Raw genomic sequence first — 17,258 nt, forward strand, 5'->3', positions numbered from 1 at the left:
TACGACAACAGGATCACGGGGACGGGTTCACGGTCACGCCGTGCGGTCGGGCAGTACCCCGCTGAGCAGGAACGCGACACTGCGCTCGCGCTCCGTCCAGGCCCGCGTGTCGAGTTCGACGGACTGCAGCAGGGCGCACTCGACGTCGTAGCCGCGTGCGGTGAGGTCGCGTCCGACGATCTCGGCGGCGTCGCGGGTCGCCGCGTGCGTGACGATGCGCTGTGGACGCCGGTCGACGACGGCGGAGACGACGGCCGCTCCCCCGCCGCCGATGCGTACGACGTCCGGTTCGGGGAGGTTCTCCAGCGCGTGCGGGGCGGCGCCGTTCACGATCTGCAGCTGGACCCCGAAGGCGCGCGCGTTGGCCTCGGTTCGGGTGCAGGCCTGGGGATCGCGGTCGACGGCGATGACGGCGGCGCCGGCCCGGGCGGCCTCGACGGAGAAGGCGCCGCTGCCGCAGCCGATGTCCCACACGAGGTCGCCTACGCGCGGGCCCAGCCGGGCGAGTTGGGCGGCGCGCAGCGGTTCCAGCTCGCCTTCGCCCATGAGGCCGCCGTAGGACTCGGCGGGCAGGGTCCAGCCGCGGGGGCCGGCGGCCGGGTCGCGGCCGGCGATCCAGTCGCCCGACTCGCGTGCGGCGGCCGTGCCGCCGATGACGATGACGACGTTCGGATCGCGCCAGGCGTGGTCGGCGGCCTTGTCGGAGGTGACGACGGTGACCTGCTCGCGTTCGCTGCCCAGCGCCTCGCAGATGACGAAGGTGCGGTGGACGCCTTCCAGGAGCAGTCCGAGTTCGGCGGGTCCGGCGCCCGGTGAGGTGAGGACGGCGACCTTGGTGTGGGCGCGGCACACATTCACCGCGCGTCGCAGGGTGCGACGGTGTGCGACGACCACCTGGGCGTCGTCCCAGGGCATGCCGGCGCGGGCGAAGGCCGCGGCGACCGAGGAGACGGCGGGGACGACCTCGACCTCCAGGCCGAACTCGGGTGCGCGCAGGGTGCGTACGACTCCGAAGAAGCCGGGGTCGCCGTCGGCGAGGACCACGGCGGTGCCGCGGTGGCCGGCGATCCGGCGGGCGGCGAGGGCGACGCTGCCGAGGCGGATGCGCTCGGCGGTGGGCGGCACCTCGGGGAGCGCCAGGTGGTGGGCGGCACCGGCCACCAGCGTGGCGGCGCCGAGAGCGGAGCGTGCCGCGGCGGTCAGCGGTGAGCCGTCCCAGCCGATCACCGTGACGCGGTCGGCCATCGTCGTCAGTCTCCTGGTTCGCGCAGGTCGTCGTAGGCCAGCCCGAGGGGGCGGGCTCCGTGAGAGTACCTGTTCGGCGGGTCGGCGCCGCCGGTGGCGGGGGGGTTCGATTCCCGTCAGTTCCAGTCGCCGTACGAGGTGAAGCCGCCGGTGTCGGCCAGTTGCTCCCCGGCGCCGTCGAGGTCCTCCGGCAGGAGGCTCCACACGATGTAGTCGGTGCGTACGTCGGTCCAGGTACCGTCCTCGGCCCGCACCCGCGCTATGCAGGCGTTGCGCAGCACGCCCTCGCTGATACAGCCGATCTTCTGGGCGACCTGCTGGGAGGCGGTGTTGTCGGCGGCGGTGCGCAGTTCGATGCGCTCGAACTTCTGGTCGCCGAGGAGCCACTGGGCGGTGGCGAGCGCCGCCTCGGAGGCGTAGCCCTCGCCGCGCGCCCAGGGCGCGATGATGTACGACATCTCGGTGGACCGCACGTGCCAGTTGGTCTTGGCGAGCTGGACGATGCCGACGAGTCGCTGGGTGAGGAACTCGGTGACGGCGAGGTCGATGCCCCGGCCGGCCCGCCGCTCGCCGGGGGCGTACTCGGTGATCCAGGTGCGGGCACGGTCCTCGGTGTAGGGCTGGGGTACGGCGGTCCAGGCGCCGACCTGCTCGTCGTTCATCATCTCGGCCAGTGCGGGCACGTCGTCCTCGTCGAGGGGACGCAGCACCAACCGCTCCGTGCTGATGGAGATGTTGGGGAAGGTGCTAGTCATGCGCCGCTCCGTAAGCTTCGGAAACCTTCAGGGCCTGCTGAACTGCCCAGCATGCAGCATGAAAGCACTGAGATGCACCACGGGGTCCACACCAAGTGAAGGTGTGGACCCCGTGCGTGGCGATACGCGGTAAACGCACCGTCAGATGCGGTCCGGCCGCTCAGAACGCCGCGACGACGGCGCCGTCGTACTTGTCCTCGATGAACTTCTTCACCTCGGGCGAGGTGAGCAGCTTCGCGAGCTTCTTCACACGCGGGTCGTCCTCGTTGCCCTTCTTCACGGCGAGGAAGTTGCCGTACGGGTTGTCCTTGGGCGACTCGGCGGCGATGGCGTCCTTCGCCGGGCTGAGGTCGGCCTCCAGGGCGTAGTTGCCGTTGATGACGGCGGCGTCGACGTCGCCGAGGGAGCGCGGCAGCTGGGCCGCTTCGAGCTCCTTGAACTGGAGGTTCTTGGGGTTGGAGGCGATGTCCTTGGGGGTCGCGTCGTAGCCGACGCCCGCCTTGAGCTTGATCACGCCGTTGGCTTCGAGCAGCTTCAGCGCACGGGCCTCGTTGGTCGTGTCGTTCGGAACGGCGACCGTGGCGCCCTTCTTCAGGTCCGTCAGCTTCTTGACGCCCTGGGAGTACACGCCGAGCGGCTCCAGGTGCACCGTGGCGTTCGGCACGGCGACGATGTCGGTGCCGTTCTTCTTGTTGAAGTCGTCCAGGTACGGCTGGTGCTGGAAGTAGTTGGCGTCGACCTCACCCTGCTGGACGGCCGTGTTGGGCGTCACGTAGTCGGTGAACTCCTTGACCTCGAGGTCGAGGCCGGCCTTCTTGGCGAGCTTGTCCTTGATGTAGGTGAGGATCTCGCCCTGCGGGGTGGGCGTCGCGGCGACCTTCAGCGGGGCGCTCGCGTCGGAGCCGGAGTCCTTGTCCGAGCCGCAGGCGGTGAGCCCGAGGGTGAGGGCTCCGGCGGCGAGGACGGCAGTGGTGAACTTGGCGGTGTTACGCACGAAAAGTGCCTTTCCTTATGGTGATGCGACCCCGTGAGGGTGTTACGGGGAGATCTGAGGGGGGCCGGACCTAGACGGTCTTGGTCGTCGCCGTGGACGCCTTCAGCAGCCGTAGCTTCGGCCCGGGGCCCGAGTGGCCGCCCCGGCGGTGCAGGGAGCGGGCCGCGTAGTCGCCGGCGAACTGGATGAGGGAGATGACGACGGCGAGGATCGCGACGGTCAGCCACATCAGTTCGGTCTCGAAGCGCTGGTAGCCGTAGCGGATGGCGATGTCGCCGAGGCCGCCCGCGCCGACCGTGCCGGCCATGGCGGAGTAGCCGATGAGGGCGACGATCGTGGTCGTGGTGCTGGCGATGAGGGACGGCAGGGACTCGGGTACGAGGACCTTGCGGACGACGGTCCAGGTGTTGCCGCCCATCGACTGCACGGCCTCCACTAGCCCGCCGTCCACTTCGCGGACAGCCGTCTCGACCAGACGCGCGAAGAACGGGATGGCGCCGATGGCGAGCGGCACGATCGCGGCCTCGCGGCCGATGGTCGTACCGGTGACCCAGCGGGTGAAGCTCATCAGCGCGACCATCAGGATGATGAACGGCATCGAGCGGGCGACGTTCACGATCTGCCCGATGACCTTGTTGGCGAGGACGTTCTGGAGCAGGCCGCCCCGGTCGGTGAGGACGAGGAGGATGCCGAGCGGGAGGCCGCCGACGACGGCGATGAGGGTGGACCAGCCGACCATGTAGAGGGTGTCCCAACACGCCTGCTCCAGCAGGGGCTGCATCTCGGACCAGGTCACTTGGCACCTTCCTTCAGCAGAACGGGCTCCTGGCCCAGTACGTCGATCTGCAGGCCCTGCTCGCGCAGGAAGCCGATCGGCACGACGTTGTCCTCGTAGCGGCCGGGCAGTTCGATGCGCATCCGGCCGACCTGGAGGCCGCCGACGGTGTCGATGGCGGCGCCGAGGATCGAGATGTCGATGTTGTAGGTGCGCGAGAGCTGGGAGATGACCGGCTGGGTGGCGGCCTCGCCCTGGAAGGTCACGTCGACGACGGTGCGGTCGTCGGCGGAGGCCTCGCCGCCCACCGGGAAGAGGGCGGAGGCCAGCTCGGAGCCGGGGGTCGCGAGCAGCTCGCTGACCGTGCCGGACTCGACGACGCGGCCGTTCTCCATGAGCGCGGCGGAGTCGCAGATCGACTTCACGACGTCCATCTCGTGGGTGATGAGCAGGACGGTCAGGCCCAGCTGCCGGTTCAGGTCGCGCAGCAGCTGGAGGATGGAGCGGGTGGTCTCCGGGTCGAGGGCGCTGGTCGCCTCGTCGGAGAGCAGCACCTTGGGGTCGCCGGCCAGGGCGCGAGCGATGCCGACGCGCTGCTTCTGACCGCCGGAGAGCTGGGCGGGGTAGGCCTTCGCCTTGTCCGCGAGGCCGACCAGGTCGAGCAGTTCGAGCGCCTTGCGGGAGCGCTCCTTGCCCGACTTGCCGAGGATCTCCAGCGGCAGCTCGACGTTGTCCTGGACGGTCCGGGAGGACAGCAGGTTGAAGTGCTGGAAGACCATGCCGATACGGCTGCGCGCCTGCCGGAGTTCCTTGCCTGCGCGGGGTCCTCGCCCCGCGAGGGCGGTGAGGTCCTGTCCGGCGACGGTCACCGTGCCGGCGGTGGGGCGCTCCAGCAGGTTGACGCAGCGGATGAGCGAGGACTTGCCGGCGCCGGACTGGCCGATGACGCCGTAGACCTCTCCTTCGCGGACGTGGAGATCGACGCCGTCGAGGGCGGTGACCTCACGGCCGCGTGAGCGGTAGACCTTGGTCAGGCCCGTGGTGGTGATCACTGGGGTTTCCGTCACTGTCGAGTGCGCGGCACGTCGTGGGCGCCGGGCACAGGGCGTTCATGGTCGGAGGCAGCCAGGACGCAGCACGGTTCTCCGGGGCGCGGTGGAACCGGAGAGGAGAATCGTGTGCGCGGGGCGCGGCTCAGTCACCTACGCGGGGCGTACGGGCGGACTTGAGCGGGCTCTCGCTTCGGGGCGCGAGGCTCAGCGGTGGTGCGGGGGCCCTCTAGAAGGCGCACATTCGACACATACAACGAGCACCGGGCGTCAGGGTCGCCTCGGTCGCAAGGGTGCGGCAGCTCGTCGTGGTCATGCGATCAGTAAACCAGACCTACGGTCCTTACCGACACGCCGCTGTCCACATACCGGACAGCGGCGGACAGCTCTCAGTCGCGTACGGAGATCTCGATCCCGGCGTCCGTGACCAGGGCGGACAGGGCCGACAGGTCCCGCACCACCAGGTCGGCGTCGAGCTCATGGGCCCGGTGGGTTGTGGTGAACGCCACGGTGGTCATCCCGGCGGCACGACCGGCCTGGAGTCCGGCGGGGGCGTCCTCGAAGACGACGCAGTGCGCGGGGTCGACGCCGAGCTGCCGGGCGGCGAGGAGGTAGGGCTCGGGGTCGGGCTTGCCGCGCGTGATGTCGTCGGCGGCGATCAGCATCTTGGGCAGGATGCCGACGGCGTCGAGGCGGGCCTCGGCGAGCCGCCGGGTGGCGGAGGTGACGACGGCCCAGCGGTCGGCGGGCAGTGAGTCGAGGAAGTCCTTGGTGCCGGGCAGCAGGTGCACGCCGTCGTTCGGTACGTCCTCGACCTCCAGCGTCTCGATCCGGGCGAGGGCCTCCGGCACGACGTCGGCGGGCAGCAGCTCGGCGACTATCTCGACGGCCGGACGTCCGTGCAGCTCGACCCGGCCGAACTCCTCCGTGATGCCGTACTCCTCGGCCCAGCGTGCCCAGCAGCGGTCCACGGAGTCGAGGGAGGAGACAAGGGTGCCGTCGTTGTCGAACAGGAGGGCGCGTGCATGGATCGTCATGGTCTAGACCCTACGGGGCCGCCGCGGATTGCCGGACCCGCCCTCCGGCGTCGATCATGACCGGCATGAGACCAGAAGTACAGGCCTTTCTGGCCGCCGGACCGCTGCCCGACGAGGACGCCGAAGGGGACGAGATCGACCTGCGGGTGGCGCAGCTGGAGGCGATCAAGGAACCGGTGACGGCCGACGAGGCCCGCGCGCTGGCCGACTGTTTCGGGCCCGACGACTGCTACGGCGTGGCCTGGACGCTGCTTCATCTGATCGAGACGGGGCCGAACCCGGTGTTCACGGTGCGGCCCGCACCCGATGCCAACGAGTGGCAGCACAGGTTGTGGCAGCGGTGCGTGAACGCCGGACTCGTCGCCGACGAGCTGTCCGGCTGACCGCCGGGGTCGGCCGCATCAGGCCTTTTGGGCCGTAATAGGCTCGCCGCATGTTTGATGCCCTGACGCTGGTGACCGGGGTCGCCGCGCTGTTGCTCGCCGCCTGGTGCGGCTGGGCGGCCTACCGTGACCAGCCGACGAAGGACTGGCACTTCATCGGGATGGCCGTGGTGACGGTACTGGCCCTGGTGCAGCTGGTGGTCGGGATCGTGCTGCTGGCGCGGGGCGAGAAGCCGGAGCAGGGCACGACGATCTTCGTGGCGTATCTGCTGGGATCGTTCGCGTGCGTGCCGGCCGCGGGCTTCATGTCGCTGGCCGAGCGGTCCAAGTGGGGTTCGGTGACGGTCGCCGCCGGCGGTGTGGTGCTGGCCGTGCTGGAGGTGCGGCTCTATGACATCTGGGGAGGCTGAGGTGGCCGTGACCGAGGACAAGCCGACGCGGCTGATCAGCGGGCCGGGGATCCTGCTCGTGTGGCTGTACGGCGTGATGGTCGTCGGGGCCGTGTCGCGGTCGGCGTACCAGATCGCGACGGAGTTCGACCGGGCGCCGCTGGCCTATTCGTTGTCGGCGGTGGCGGGTGTGGTGTACGGCTTCATCACCTACACCCTGGTGCGCGGGGGCGAGACGGCTCGCAAGGCGGCGCGGGTCTGCTGCGCGGCCGAGTTGGCGGGCGTGCTGATCGTGGGTACGTGGACCATGGTCGAGCCCTCGGCGTTCCCCGATGCGACTGTGTGGTCCGATTTCGGCATGGGGTACGTGTTCATTCCGGTGCTCTTGCCGATGTCCGCGCTGTATTGGTTGCGCAAGCGTGCGCCTCATGGGGGTGCCGCCTGAGGTTTTCAGGCGGCATCCGGTCCGTTGCGGCTTGTCGCGCGGGCGTTGCAGTTACGCCGTGGTTGCGTACGCGCCGGCCGCCTTCTCCAGGACGACCATCGGGACCCCGTCGGCGCCCTTGGACGTGCCCACCGCCTCGTAGCCGACCTTGCGGTACAGGCGGAGGTTGCCCTCGCTGCGGTGGCCGGTCTGCAGGCGGAACCTCTTGGCGCCGCGCTGTTCGGTCAGAGCCGCTTCCGCCGCGCGCAGCAGCCGCGCGCCGATGCCGTGGCCCTGGAGGCGGGGGTGGACGCAGAGCTTGCCGATGGCGGCCGAGCCGTCCTCGGTGACGCTGCCGCGGACCGAGCCGACGACCTCCTCGCCGAGCCGCGCCACGAAGACACAGTCCCCGGCTACCTCGGCCCGGACCGAGTCCAGGGTTTGGACGAGCGGGTCGATGCGGTAGTTGCCGTACAGCGCCGCTTCGCTCTGGAAGCACAGGTACTGCAACCTGAAGATCTGCTCCGCGTCCTGCTCGGTCGCCGCAGAGATGGTCACGCTCATGCCCATGTGCGCACGCCTCCCGCTCACCTGATCGCCTGTAGTCCCCCACTCCTATCCCCGCGCTTCGCGGGCCGCAACCTCCGGTGTGAGCAATCGGCGCAGACATCCCAGGCATCTGGAACGTTCCGGGCCGAGACTCCCCTGTGAGATACCCAACTCCCCCGCGATTTCCCGGTATGTCGGGTCCCGCGGGGACAGGAGGGCCTCGACGAGCCGGGGGCAGCGGCCGGGGAGCCGGCGGACCGCTTCCCGCAGGGCGCGGCGGCGGGCGGCCATGAGGGCGAGGTGTTCGGGGTCGTGCCGGTCGGTGTCGGCGGCGGGCTCGTGCTCGTACGGCCGTTCCTGTCGTGTCGTACGGCGGCTTCGGCGGGCCTCGGAGCGGACGGCGCGGCGCAGCCAGCCCGGCGGGTCCGGGGGCGGGCCGTCGGTGTCGAGGCGTTCCAGTAGGCGGAGCCAGACCGCCTGTTCCAGGTCGGCCGGCTCGGTTCCGGAGGCGTGGGCCTCGGCGGAGGCCTCCGCGAGGAGCAGCGGGCGCAGGGCGGCAACCAGGTCGTGCGTCATATGCGGCACGACGCGGCCGCCCGGGCAGGGGGTTGCCCAGGCGGCCGTCAGTCACCCCAACCGGGGCGTGTCGCTCAGCCGTTGACGAAGTCCTCGCGGGCCAGCAGGCCGGTGTCGGGGTTGTCGGTGAAGACACCGTCGATGCCCGTGGCGAAGTACGTCCGGTAGGCGCCGAAGACATCGCCGTAGGCGTCCGCGTCGGTGCCCTTGCGGAAGTTCGTCGGGAGGAAGGGGTTCTCGTTGCGCATCGTGTAGGGGTGGAGGATCAGGCCGACCTTGTGCGCGTCGCTCACCAGCGTGGTGGGGGTGGTGAGGTTGCCGTTCGCGTCCTTGGGGATGACCAGGTCCAGGGTGGGGCCGATGCCCTGGGCGTAGGAGGCGATCTCCCTGAGGCCGGCCGGCTTGATCAGGTCGGCGACCGTGCGCGGGTCGCCCGTCTCGACGAAGTCCCAGGGGCGGGAGGTCGCGCCGGAGAGCAGGACCACGAGCGGGTTGTCGACGAGCTTGTTCAGGCGCTGGACGCTGGTCGGCTCGAAGGACTGGAGGATGACCGGGGAGTTGCGCCGGTCCTTGCCGTGCTTGTGCAGCACCTTGGCGACCCGCTCCTCCAGGGCCAGGCCCTGCTTGCGGAAGTAGGTGGGGTGCTTGAGCTCGGGGTAGATCCAGACCTGCTTGCCGCGCCCCCGGGTCTGCTCGTCCTGCCAGCGCAGGACCTCCTCGAAGGTGGGGATCTCCCAGCGGCCGTCGTAGAGGGTGTTGTGCGGGCGGTTGGCCGGGATGCGCTCGGTCGCGCGCAGGGTCTTCAGCTCGGCGAGCGTGAAGTCCTCGGTGAACCAGCCGGTGGTGGAGACACCGTCGAGGGACTTCGTCTTCTTCCGGTCGGCGAACTCGGGATGGTCCGCGACATCGGTCGTGCCGCCGATCTCCGGCTCATGGCGGCAGACCAGATGGCCGTCCTTGGTGGGCACCAGGTCACCCGCCTCGACGATGTCGGCGCCCAGGTCGAGGGCCAGCTGGTACGAGCCGAGGGTGTGCTCGGGCCGGTAGCCGCTGGCGCCGCGGTGGCCGATGATGGTCGGCTTGGGCAGGCTCTTCACGCCGCCACCACCGCCTCCGTGCCGGGTCTCCGCCGCCCTCGCCGTGCCGGAGAGCCCGAGGACCGCTCCGCCCGCGCCGAGCACGGCCGCGCCGAGAAGCATCCGCCGTCCGGTGACGCCCGTCTGCTCGTTCTCCTGGGTTCCCATGTGGGCCCTCCCTGACCGTCCGCTCATTCAGTGCGCGCCGATCGTAGGTGCGCGTGCGTGACGGATGGGAGACCTCCGGCGGAACTCGCGGGTGACGCTGAATGTCGTACGGGAAAGGTGAGGTGACGTTCCGTCGGAATGGGCGCGGGAGTGCGGGGAAGTCGTTCGCTAGGCCCTCGGGGCGATGTCGGTCACATCATGTCGGGCGGGTTACCGCCCGTCCACGCCGCGTCACCGCAGGTAAACCTGTGTCAACAGTGCGTAAGGCCTCGGTGAAGTCGGCCCACCCGATGTGCGGGACCCCGGGAACCGCGAGTATCGTCCTCACCTGCACAGACTTATACCGAATCCCTTGACACCGGAGGGCCCGTTGTCCCGCTTCGCGCTCATCAAGGCAGTGCTCGGACCGATCATGCGCCTGATGTTCCGCCCACAGGTGGAGGGCGCGGAGCACATCCCGGGCGACGGTCCGGTCATCCTGGCCGGCAACCACCTCACCTTCATCGACTCGATGATCCTGCCGCTGGTCTGCGACCGTCAGGTCTTCTTCATCGGCAAGGACGAGTACGTCACCGGCAAGGGCCTCAAGGGCCGTCTGATGGCCTGGTTCTTCACCGGCACCGGCATGATCCCGGTCGACCGGGACGGCGGCCGGGGCGGGGTCGCGGCGCTGATGACCGGCCGCCGGATCCTGGAGGAGGGCAAGGTCTTCGGCATCTACCCCGAGGGCACGCGGTCTCCCGACGGGCGGCTGTACCGGGGGCGCACCGGTATCGCGCGGCTCACGCTGATGACCGGCGCGCCGGTCGTCCCGTTCGCCATGATCGGCACGGACAAGATCCAGCCGGGCGGGGCGGGGATGCCCCGCCCGAGCAAGGTGACGGTGCGGTTCGGTGAGGCGATGGAGTTCTCGCGGTACGAGGGGATGGACCGCGACCGTTATGTCCTGCGGGCCGTGACCGACTCGGTGATGGCGGAGGTCATGCGGCTGTCGGGGCAGGAGTACGTGGACATGTACGCCACGAAGGCCAAGGAAGCGGCGTAGCTCCGCTGGTTGGGCCGGGGGGTCGTGGGGGTGCGGGAAAGGTGTCGGCCGCGGGTTCGTCGTGGCTGGTCGCGCAGTTCCCCGCGCCCCTGGGCGCTGCCGCGCCCCCAGGGGCTGTCGCGGCCCTCAGGCGCTGTCGCGTTCCTGAGGCCAGTTGGCCAAGCGCTGGTTTCGTAGCATGAACCAGGCTGCCACCGCCGCTGCGAGCAGCACGGCCGCTCCGGCTCCCGCTGCCAGTGCGAGGCCGTCGACGAAGGAGCTCCGTGCCGCGTCGAGCATCGCCTCGGATGTGTGCGCCGGCATGCCCGCCGCCGCCTCCACCGCGCCGCCCAGGGATTCGTGGGCCTCGGGCGGAGTGCCTGCCGGGCCGGTGAAGTCGCGGTAGACGCCGGTCACGATCGAGCCGAGGACCGCGATGCCGAGCGCCGCGCCCAGTTCGTACGCCGTCTCGGACACCGCGGATGCCGCGCCCGCCTGGTCCTTGGGTACGGAGGAGAGGATGACGTCGGACGTGACTGTGAAGGAGAAGCCGGCGCCGACGCCCACCACCAGAAGGGCGGCGCCCAGCAGGGGGTATCCCGTCGTGCGGTCGACGACGGTGAGCGCGGCCAGGGCGAGGCCGATCGCCGCGAGGCCGCCGGAGACGACGGCACGCACCGAGTAGCGACGGGCCACGCGGCCGGCGATGAGGCCGGCCACGACCGCGCCGATCGCGGCGGGCAGTTCGGCCAGGCCCGCCTCCAACGGGCCCCTGCCCTGCACGAGTTGCAGGAACTGGGAGAGGAAGAAGACCAGTCCGGACAGGCCGAGGATGGTCAGCAGGTCGGCCAGCACCGCACCGCTGAAGCCAGGGTGCCGGAACAGCCGCATGTCCAGCAGCGGGGACGGCAGCGCGAGCTGACGGCGTACGAAGGCGTAGAGCGCGGCGGCGCCGGCGAGGCCCGCGGCGAGCGTGGTCCAGCTGAAGCCGTGAGCGGCCGCCTCCTTGACGGCGTACACGACACCGATCATGCCGACGAGCGACAGGGCGACGCTGGTCATGTCCCAGGGACCGGGGCTCGGGTTGCGCGACTCGGGCAGCAGCTTGATGCCGACGAGGACGAGGACGACCATCACGGGCAGGTTGATCAGGAAGACCGAGCCCCACCAGAAGTGTTCGAGCAGGAAGCCACCGGCGATCGGGCCGACGGCGGTGCCGGCGGAGGCGGTCGCGCCCCAGATGCCGATGGCGAGGCTGCGTTCGCGCGGGTCGTGGAAGAGGTTGCGGATCAGTGCCAGGGTCGCCGGCATCAGGGTCGCGCCCGCGACACCGAGCAGCGCCCGGGCGACGATCATCATCTCCGGGGTCGTGGCGTAGGCGTTGAGGACGGATATCGCGCCGAACGCCGTGGCGCCGACGAGCAGGATCCGCTTGCGGCCGATGCGGTCGCCGAGGCTGCCCATCGAGACGAGCAGACCGGCGATCACGAAGGAGTAGACGTCGCCTATCCACAGGAGCTGGGTGCCGGAGGGGTTCAGGTCCTCGCTGATATAGGGGGTCGCGAGACCGAGGACGGTCGCGTCGACGGCCACCAGCAGCACGGCGAGCACGAGGACGGACAGCGCGAGCCAACGGCCCGGGCGCTTGGTCACCGCCTCGGTCGTGGTCGCCGCCTGCACGGTGCTGGTCATGGTGCCTCTCTCCGTAGTGCGCCGCCGAGCAGCAGCTCGACGATCATGTGGGTGAAGTCGTTGCGGGCGACCCGGCCCTCGGCGACGGCCCAGGCTCCTGAGCCGATCAGGCCGTAGAGCGCCTCGGTGAGCCAGACCGGGCTCAGGTCGATACGGAACTCGCCGCTCTGCTGGCCGCGCCGGAAGAGCGCGGCGATACGGTCGTCGATGCGCGCCCAGCCCGCGTTCTGCTGCTCGCCCTCGAACAGCTGGTTCTCCGTGTAGAGGAAGGCGAGCAGTCCGGCCGCCGGCTCGATCTCGCGGACCAGCCGGTGCACGGCGTCCCGCGCCGGCCCCTCGTCCGGGCGGGCGGCGTCCAGCGCGGCCTCGCACTCGGCGATGCCGAGCGACTCCAGCGCCCGGACGAGCGCGTCCCGCCCGGCGAAGTGGCGGTGCAGGGTGGCGCGGCTGATCCCGGCGGCCTTGGCGACCTCGTCCATGGTCGCGGTGGATTTACGGGTCAGCAGGGCTGCGGCGGTGCGCAGCACATGATCACGATCGACGGCCATGAGACAAGAGTAACCCATGTGAGACGTTGGTGTCTCATGCTGGGCATGTGTGACTCATGGCTGGCGATCGGTGGGGTCTACGGAACCGCGGGGTCCACGTCAGTGCCAGGGCAGCTGCCCGCGCCGCTCCCAGTACGCGCCCGGCTCCTCGACCAGCGAGCCGAGCCGCTCCAGCTGGGACTCGTCGAGGTCCACGGCGGCGGCGTGCAGATTGGACCCGAGCTGTACGGTCGTCGCGGCACCGGAGAGGACCACGCCGGCCCAGGGTTGACGCAGGATCAGGGCGAGGGCGACGGCGTCGCAGCCGAGTTCCGTCTCCCCGGCCACGGCCTTCAGCGCGTCCGGCGCGTACGGGTCGGCGAGCCGTCCGTTGGCCATGCCCTCCTTGACGATCACGGTGAGCCCGGCGTCGTGTGCCTCGGCGAGGGCGGGGGCGGCCGAGGTCTCCAGGGCGTTGTACGTCGACTGGACGGTACGGAAGAGGGGCTCGCCGTCGACGGTCACGGCGAGGGCGGCGCGGATCGCCGCCGCCTGGTCGGGGCCGCTGGTGGAGAAGCCGATCGTGAGGCCCTGGGCGGCGGCTTCGGCGAGCCTCGCGTGGAGGTCCTTGTCGGTGAGGGCGGGGCTGTCCGGGGTCACCGAGTGGATCTGGTAGAGGTCGAGGCGGGCGCCGAGCAGGGCGTCGGACTCGGCGCGCTGACGCTCGTAGGTCTGGAGGGTGTGGTCCTTGACCTCGTGCTTCTCGGCGTCGGTGGACCAGTCGGCGGTGTAGGTGTAGCCCCATTTGCTGCCCACGACGATGTCGTCGAACGCGGGCCGGGCGTTCAGCCACTCGGCGAGGAACTCCTCGGAGCGGCCGTAGGAGCGGGCCGCGTCGAAGTAGCGGACGCCCTGGGCGTAGGCGGCGTCGAGGAGTTCGTGGGTGCGGGTGCGCAGCGTGTCGACGCTGCGGTTCTCTCCGAGGTCCTGGTCTCGGCCGAGGTTGATGTAGCCGGGGCGGCCGACTGCGGCGAGGCCGAGTCCGATGTGGCAGGTGGGGGTGGTCGCTGTTGCCAGTCGGGCGAAGGGCATCACGGGCTCCGTTCGGTCGGTTCCGGTACGGCTTGCGACCAACGTAACCCGTGATGACCTTCGCCTCAGAGCTCGGGTTGTGCGGTGTTCTGGCGGGTGCGGGAACGTCGCGGCTTGTCGCGCAGTTCCCGCACCCCTAAGGGCGCGACCCTCATCGGCGTTGGATCAGCCCTGCTTCTTGGCGCCCGCCCACTCGTGCTGCATCGCCACATCCGCCTTCACCTCGGCCAGTTGGACGGCGACCGCGCTCGGCGCCGTGCCACCCCGGCCGTTGCGGGACGCCAGTGCGCCCGGGACGTTGAGGACCGTCCGCACCTCCGGCGTCAAGTGGGCCGAGATCTTGGCGAACTGTTCGTCCGTCAGGCCGTCCAGTTCCTTGCCCTCGGCCTCGGCGACCTTGACGCACTCGCCGGCGACCTCGTGGGCGACGCGGAAGGGGACGCCCTGCTTGACGAGCCACTCGGCGATGTCGGTGGCGAGGGAGAAGCCGGCCGGGGCCAGTTCCTCCATGCGCTCGCGGTTGACGGTGAGGGTGGCCATCATGCCGGTGAAGGCGGGGAGCAGGACCTCCAGCTGGTCGCAGGAGTCGAAGACCGGCTCCTTGTCCTCCTGGAGGTCGCGGTTGTAGGCCAGGGGCAGGGCCTTGAGCGTGGCCATGAGGCCCGTCAGGTTGCCGATCAGGCGGCCGGACTTGCCGCGCGCGAGCTCCGCGATGTCGGGGTTCTTCTTCTGCGGCATGATCGACGAGCCGGTGGAGAACGCGTCGTGCAGGGTGACGAAGGAGAACTCCTTCGTGTTCCAGATGATGATCTCCTCGGCGATCCGGGAGAGGTTCACGCCGATCATCGCGGTGATGAAGGCGAACTCGGCGACGAAGTCACGGGAGGCCGTGCCGTCGATCGAGTTGGCGGCCGACCCGTGCTCGAAGCCGAGGTCCTTCGCCACCGCCTCCGGGTCCAGGCCGAGGCTGCTGCCCGCCAGGGCGCCGGAGCCGTACGGCGACACGGCCGTGCGCTCGTCCCACTGACGCAGCCGCTCCGCGTCCCGGGACAGGGACTGGACGTGGGCCAGGACCTGGTGGGCGAAGAGCACCGGCTGGGCGTGCTGGAGGTGGGTGCGGCCGGGCATGGCCACGTCCGGGTGGGCCTCCGCGAGGCCGATCAGCGCGTCCTGGAGGTCGGCGATCAGACCGCCGATGACGCGGGCGTGGTCCCGGAGGTACATCCGGAAGAGGGTGGCCACCTGGTCGTTCCGGGAACGGCCCGCGCGCAGCTTGCCGCCGAGGTCGGCGCCGAGGCGCTCCAGCAGGCCGCGCTCCAAGGCGGTGTGGACGTCCTCGTCGGCGATGGTGCCCACGAAGGAGCCGTCGGCGACGTCCGCTTCGAGCTGGTCCAGTCCCGCGATCATCCGGGTCAGCTCGTCCTGCGTGAGCAGCCCCGCCTTGTGCAGCACGCGCGCGTGGGCGCGCGAACCGGCGATGTCGTACGGGGCCAGCCGCCAGTCGAAGTGGACCGATGCGGACAGCTTGGCCAGGGCCTCGGCGGGACCGTCGGCGAAACGGCCGCCCCAGAGCCGGACGTCACCGCTGTTGCTGCTCACTTGCTGCGCTCCTCGGGAGGGTCTGGATGTGGCACCGCCTCCCCGTGGCGTGAACGGGGAGGCGGTCGTCAGGCTAGTGCGCTTGACCACACATTCGCCTGCATGAGTATGCAGAGCTCTGCATGATTCGTCAATTCAGGCAGCCGGTCGATCGAGGGCGGCGGGAAATTCGCGCTCCCTTTGAACGCGGGAAACCGCTTGCCCGTACCTCTCGCCGAACGCAGGCGCCGCGTTTGCAAGAGACATCACGTACAGACGACACCCCCGAACCCGAGTGAGGCATCCGCATGTCCAGGGCTCTTCCGAAGTACAACAAGCGCCGCGTCGCGTTCATCGGCGGCGCCGCCGCGGTGGCGCTGTCCGGCACGGTGATCGCCGGCTTCGCCCTCGCCGGGGAGACGAGCTCGTCTTCGAAGAGCGCCGGCACGAACGCCCGCACGCTGGCCGGACCCGGCACCATCACGTGCCCGGACGTGACCGGCCAGCTGCCCGCGATCCCCGCGTCCGCGCAGGCCGAGGTCGACCGCAACCTCGCCCAGCTCCAGACCCAGATCGACGAAGCCAACCAACGCCTCGTCGACACCGTCGGACAGGGCGGCCCCAACTTCGTCCAGAACGCCATCCTCGGCCCCCTGGAGGACAAGCGCGTCGCCGCCCTCAACCGCATCGAGACCTCCATCGGCCGCGCGGCCGCCAAGCCCGAGGGCCTGGAAGCGTTCGCCGCCTGCACGCTCAACGCCGATGGTGCCGGCGGCGGGGCGGGTGCGGGTGAGGAGGCAGGCGCCGGGGCCGGCGCGGGTGAGGAGGCCGGTGCCGGTGCCGGTGAGGAAGCGGGCGCCGGGGCGGAGGCCGGGGCGGGCGAGGACGCCGGTGACGCGGCGGGCGACGCGGGGAACGCCGGGGTCGGCACGATCAGCTGCCCGGACGTGACCGGCCAGCTGCCCGCGATCCCCGCGTCCGCGCAGGCCGAGGTCGACCGCAACCTCGCCCAGCTCCAGACCCAGATCGACGAAGCCAACCAGCGCCTCGTCGACACCGTCGGACAGGGCGGCCCCAACTTCGTCCAGAACGCCATCCTCGGCCCCCTGGAGGACAAGCGCGTCGCCGCCCTCAACCGCATCGAGACCTCCATCGGCCGGGCAGCCGCCAAGCCCGAGGGCCTGGAGGCGTTCGCCGCCTGCACGCTCACCCAGTGACGTGACAGGCAGCCGTGGCCGCCCCGTTGGCACGCCGACCGGGGCGGCCGCGGTGATACCGCCCGCGTCCAGCGCGGTAATTCCTTAGACAAACGAACGACCTGCGCCCATAATCGGTTGACGTGGGAAAAACTTATGAACGCATAGACGGCAGGCTCCGCACGTTCATCGAGGAGCAGCCCCTCTTCTTCACCGCGACCGCCCCCCTGTCCGCCGACGGCACCGTCAACCTCTCCCCCAAGGGCCTCAAGGGCTCCTTCGCGATCCTCGACGAACTGACCCTGGCCTACCTCGACTTCGCCGGCTCCAACGCCGAGACCGTCGCGCATCTGCGGGAGAACGGCCGGATCACCCTGATGTGGTGCGCCTTCCAGGGCCCGCCCAACATCGTCCGGGTGCACGGCCGCGGTGAGGCCGTCTTCCGTGACGACCCGCGGTTCAAGGAGCTGCTCGGGCATTTTCCCGACATCGACCCGTCCCCGCACGGTCTGCGCGCGATCGTCGTGGTGCGGGCCGATGTCATTCGCGACTCCTGCGGATACGCCGTCCCGCTCATGACGTACGACGAGGACCGCGACCTGCACGGCCGACGGTTCGCGCGCGAGGACGACGACTCGCTGAGCGCGTACTTCGCCAAGAGGGACATCGCGACCAGCCTGGACGGCCTACCCGGAGTGCCGTTGCCACTCCCCCCGTCTAGCGTCTGAG

General features: G+C 70.4%; 19 protein-coding genes. 6 read left to right on the forward strand and 13 right to left on the reverse strand.

All coding sequences use genetic code 11. The features are described from left to right. Positions 1-33: 33 nt before the first annotated feature. The 6 genes from cbiE to AQJ67_RS30920 form a co-directional block, all read right to left on the reverse strand. Entirely contained in the window at positions 34-1,245 is a 1,212-nt protein-coding gene (gene cbiE, locus AQJ67_RS30895; RefSeq protein ID WP_062722631.1) for a precorrin-6y C5,15-methyltransferase (decarboxylating) subunit CbiE, read from the reverse strand. A 116-nt stretch (positions 1,246-1,361) separates the two neighbouring features. After that, positions 1,362-2,000, reverse strand: a complete 639-nt coding sequence (locus AQJ67_RS30900; RefSeq protein ID WP_062722632.1) for a GNAT family N-acetyltransferase — start codon at positions 1,998-2,000, stop codon at positions 1,362-1,364. A gap of 160 nt (positions 2,001-2,160) precedes the next feature. Beyond that, the gene (locus AQJ67_RS30905) at positions 2,161-2,994 is read right to left on the reverse strand and encodes a MetQ/NlpA family ABC transporter substrate-binding protein (protein WP_062722633.1); all 834 of its coding nucleotides are present in this window, start codon (positions 2,992-2,994) and stop codon (positions 2,161-2,163) included. Between the two features lie 70 nt (positions 2,995-3,064). Further along, positions 3,065-3,790 (reverse strand): methionine ABC transporter permease, encoded by a 726-nt coding sequence (locus AQJ67_RS30910; RefSeq protein ID WP_062722634.1) that lies wholly within the window; start codon positions 3,788-3,790, stop codon positions 3,065-3,067. Further along, positions 3,787-4,821: a methionine ABC transporter ATP-binding protein gene (locus AQJ67_RS30915; RefSeq protein WP_062722635.1), complete on the reverse strand. Its 1,035-nt coding sequence runs from the start codon at positions 4,819-4,821 to the stop codon at positions 3,787-3,789. Before AQJ67_RS30915 ends, AQJ67_RS30910 begins: the two co-directional genes overlap by 4 nt. A 386-nt stretch (positions 4,822-5,207) precedes the next feature. Then, a complete protein-coding gene (locus tag AQJ67_RS30920; protein ID WP_062722636.1) occupies positions 5,208-5,855 on the reverse strand; it encodes an HAD family hydrolase in 648 nt (215 codons plus the stop codon). Between the two features lie 65 nt (positions 5,856-5,920). Between AQJ67_RS30920 and AQJ67_RS30925 the strand changes: the two genes are divergently transcribed. From AQJ67_RS30925 to AQJ67_RS30935, 3 genes are read left to right on the forward strand one after another with little or no spacing between them, the layout of a single operon-like run. After that, on the forward strand, positions 5,921-6,238 hold the full coding sequence (locus tag AQJ67_RS30925; protein WP_062722784.1) for a hypothetical protein: 318 nt from the start codon (positions 5,921-5,923) through the stop codon (positions 6,236-6,238). A gap of 50 nt (positions 6,239-6,288) precedes the next feature. Beyond that, positions 6,289-6,648: a hypothetical protein gene (locus AQJ67_RS30930; RefSeq protein ID WP_048581135.1), complete on the forward strand. Its 360-nt coding sequence runs from the start codon at positions 6,289-6,291 to the stop codon at positions 6,646-6,648. Next, a complete protein-coding gene (locus AQJ67_RS30935; RefSeq protein WP_062722637.1) occupies positions 6,629-7,072 on the forward strand; it encodes a hypothetical protein in 444 nt (147 codons plus the stop codon). Before AQJ67_RS30930 ends, AQJ67_RS30935 begins: the two co-directional genes overlap by 20 nt. 51 nt (positions 7,073-7,123) lie before the next feature. Here the strand turns inward: AQJ67_RS30935 and AQJ67_RS30940 are convergent, their stop codons facing one another. From AQJ67_RS30940 to AQJ67_RS30950, 3 genes are all read right to left on the reverse strand, one after another. Beyond that, positions 7,124-7,621: a GNAT family N-acetyltransferase gene (locus AQJ67_RS30940; protein WP_062722638.1), complete on the reverse strand. Its 498-nt coding sequence runs from the start codon at positions 7,619-7,621 to the stop codon at positions 7,124-7,126. Between the two features lie 45 nt (positions 7,622-7,666). Then, complete coding sequence (locus AQJ67_RS30945) at positions 7,667-8,176, reverse strand: RNA polymerase sigma factor (protein WP_062722639.1); 510 nt, start codon at positions 8,174-8,176, stop codon at positions 7,667-7,669. Between the two features lie 74 nt (positions 8,177-8,250). Beyond that, a complete protein-coding gene (locus tag AQJ67_RS30950) occupies positions 8,251-9,420 on the reverse strand; it encodes a glycerophosphodiester phosphodiesterase (RefSeq protein WP_062722640.1) in 1,170 nt (389 codons plus the stop codon). Positions 9,421-9,790: 370 nt separating this feature from the next. On the opposite strand from AQJ67_RS30950, the gene AQJ67_RS30955 reads away from it, so the two are divergent. Beyond that, entirely contained in the window at positions 9,791-10,465 is a 675-nt protein-coding gene (locus tag AQJ67_RS30955; protein WP_062722641.1) for a lysophospholipid acyltransferase family protein, read from the forward strand. A gap of 126 nt (positions 10,466-10,591) precedes the next feature. On the opposite strand, the gene AQJ67_RS30960 is transcribed toward AQJ67_RS30955, so the two are convergent. From AQJ67_RS30960 to argH, 4 genes are all read right to left on the reverse strand, one after another. Next, a complete protein-coding gene (locus AQJ67_RS30960; protein WP_062722642.1) occupies positions 10,592-12,136 on the reverse strand; it encodes an MFS transporter in 1,545 nt (514 codons plus the stop codon). Next, on the reverse strand, positions 12,133-12,684 hold the full coding sequence (locus AQJ67_RS30965; RefSeq protein ID WP_062722643.1) for a TetR/AcrR family transcriptional regulator: 552 nt from the start codon (positions 12,682-12,684) through the stop codon (positions 12,133-12,135). The genes AQJ67_RS30960 and AQJ67_RS30965 overlap by 4 nt, the downstream gene beginning before the upstream one ends. Positions 12,685-12,783: 99 nt before the next feature. Continuing rightward, positions 12,784-13,755, reverse strand: coding sequence for an aldo/keto reductase (locus AQJ67_RS30970; protein WP_062722644.1), 972 nt, complete (start codon positions 13,753-13,755; stop codon positions 12,784-12,786). 165 nt (positions 13,756-13,920) lie between these two features. Beyond that, positions 13,921-15,354 (reverse strand): argininosuccinate lyase, encoded by a 1,434-nt coding sequence (gene argH / locus AQJ67_RS30975; protein WP_062722645.1) that lies wholly within the window; start codon positions 15,352-15,354, stop codon positions 13,921-13,923. A gap of 287 nt (positions 15,355-15,641) precedes the next feature. Here argH and AQJ67_RS48710 point away from each other — a divergent pair, with 287 nt between their 5' ends. Next, positions 15,642-16,550 (forward strand): hypothetical protein, encoded by a 909-nt coding sequence (locus AQJ67_RS48710; RefSeq protein WP_062722646.1) that lies wholly within the window; start codon positions 15,642-15,644, stop codon positions 16,548-16,550. A 122-nt stretch (positions 16,551-16,672) separates the two neighbouring features. Next, on the forward strand, positions 16,673-17,257 hold the full coding sequence (locus AQJ67_RS30985; protein ID WP_062722647.1) for a pyridoxamine 5'-phosphate oxidase family protein: 585 nt from the start codon (positions 16,673-16,675) through the stop codon (positions 17,255-17,257). The last annotated feature ends 1 nt before the right edge of the window (position 17,258 follow it).

Origin of the sequence: Streptomyces caeruleatus (assembly GCF_001514235.1) — a bacterium.
Lineage (GTDB): Bacteria > Actinomycetota > Actinomycetes > Streptomycetales > Streptomycetaceae > Streptomyces > Streptomyces caeruleatus.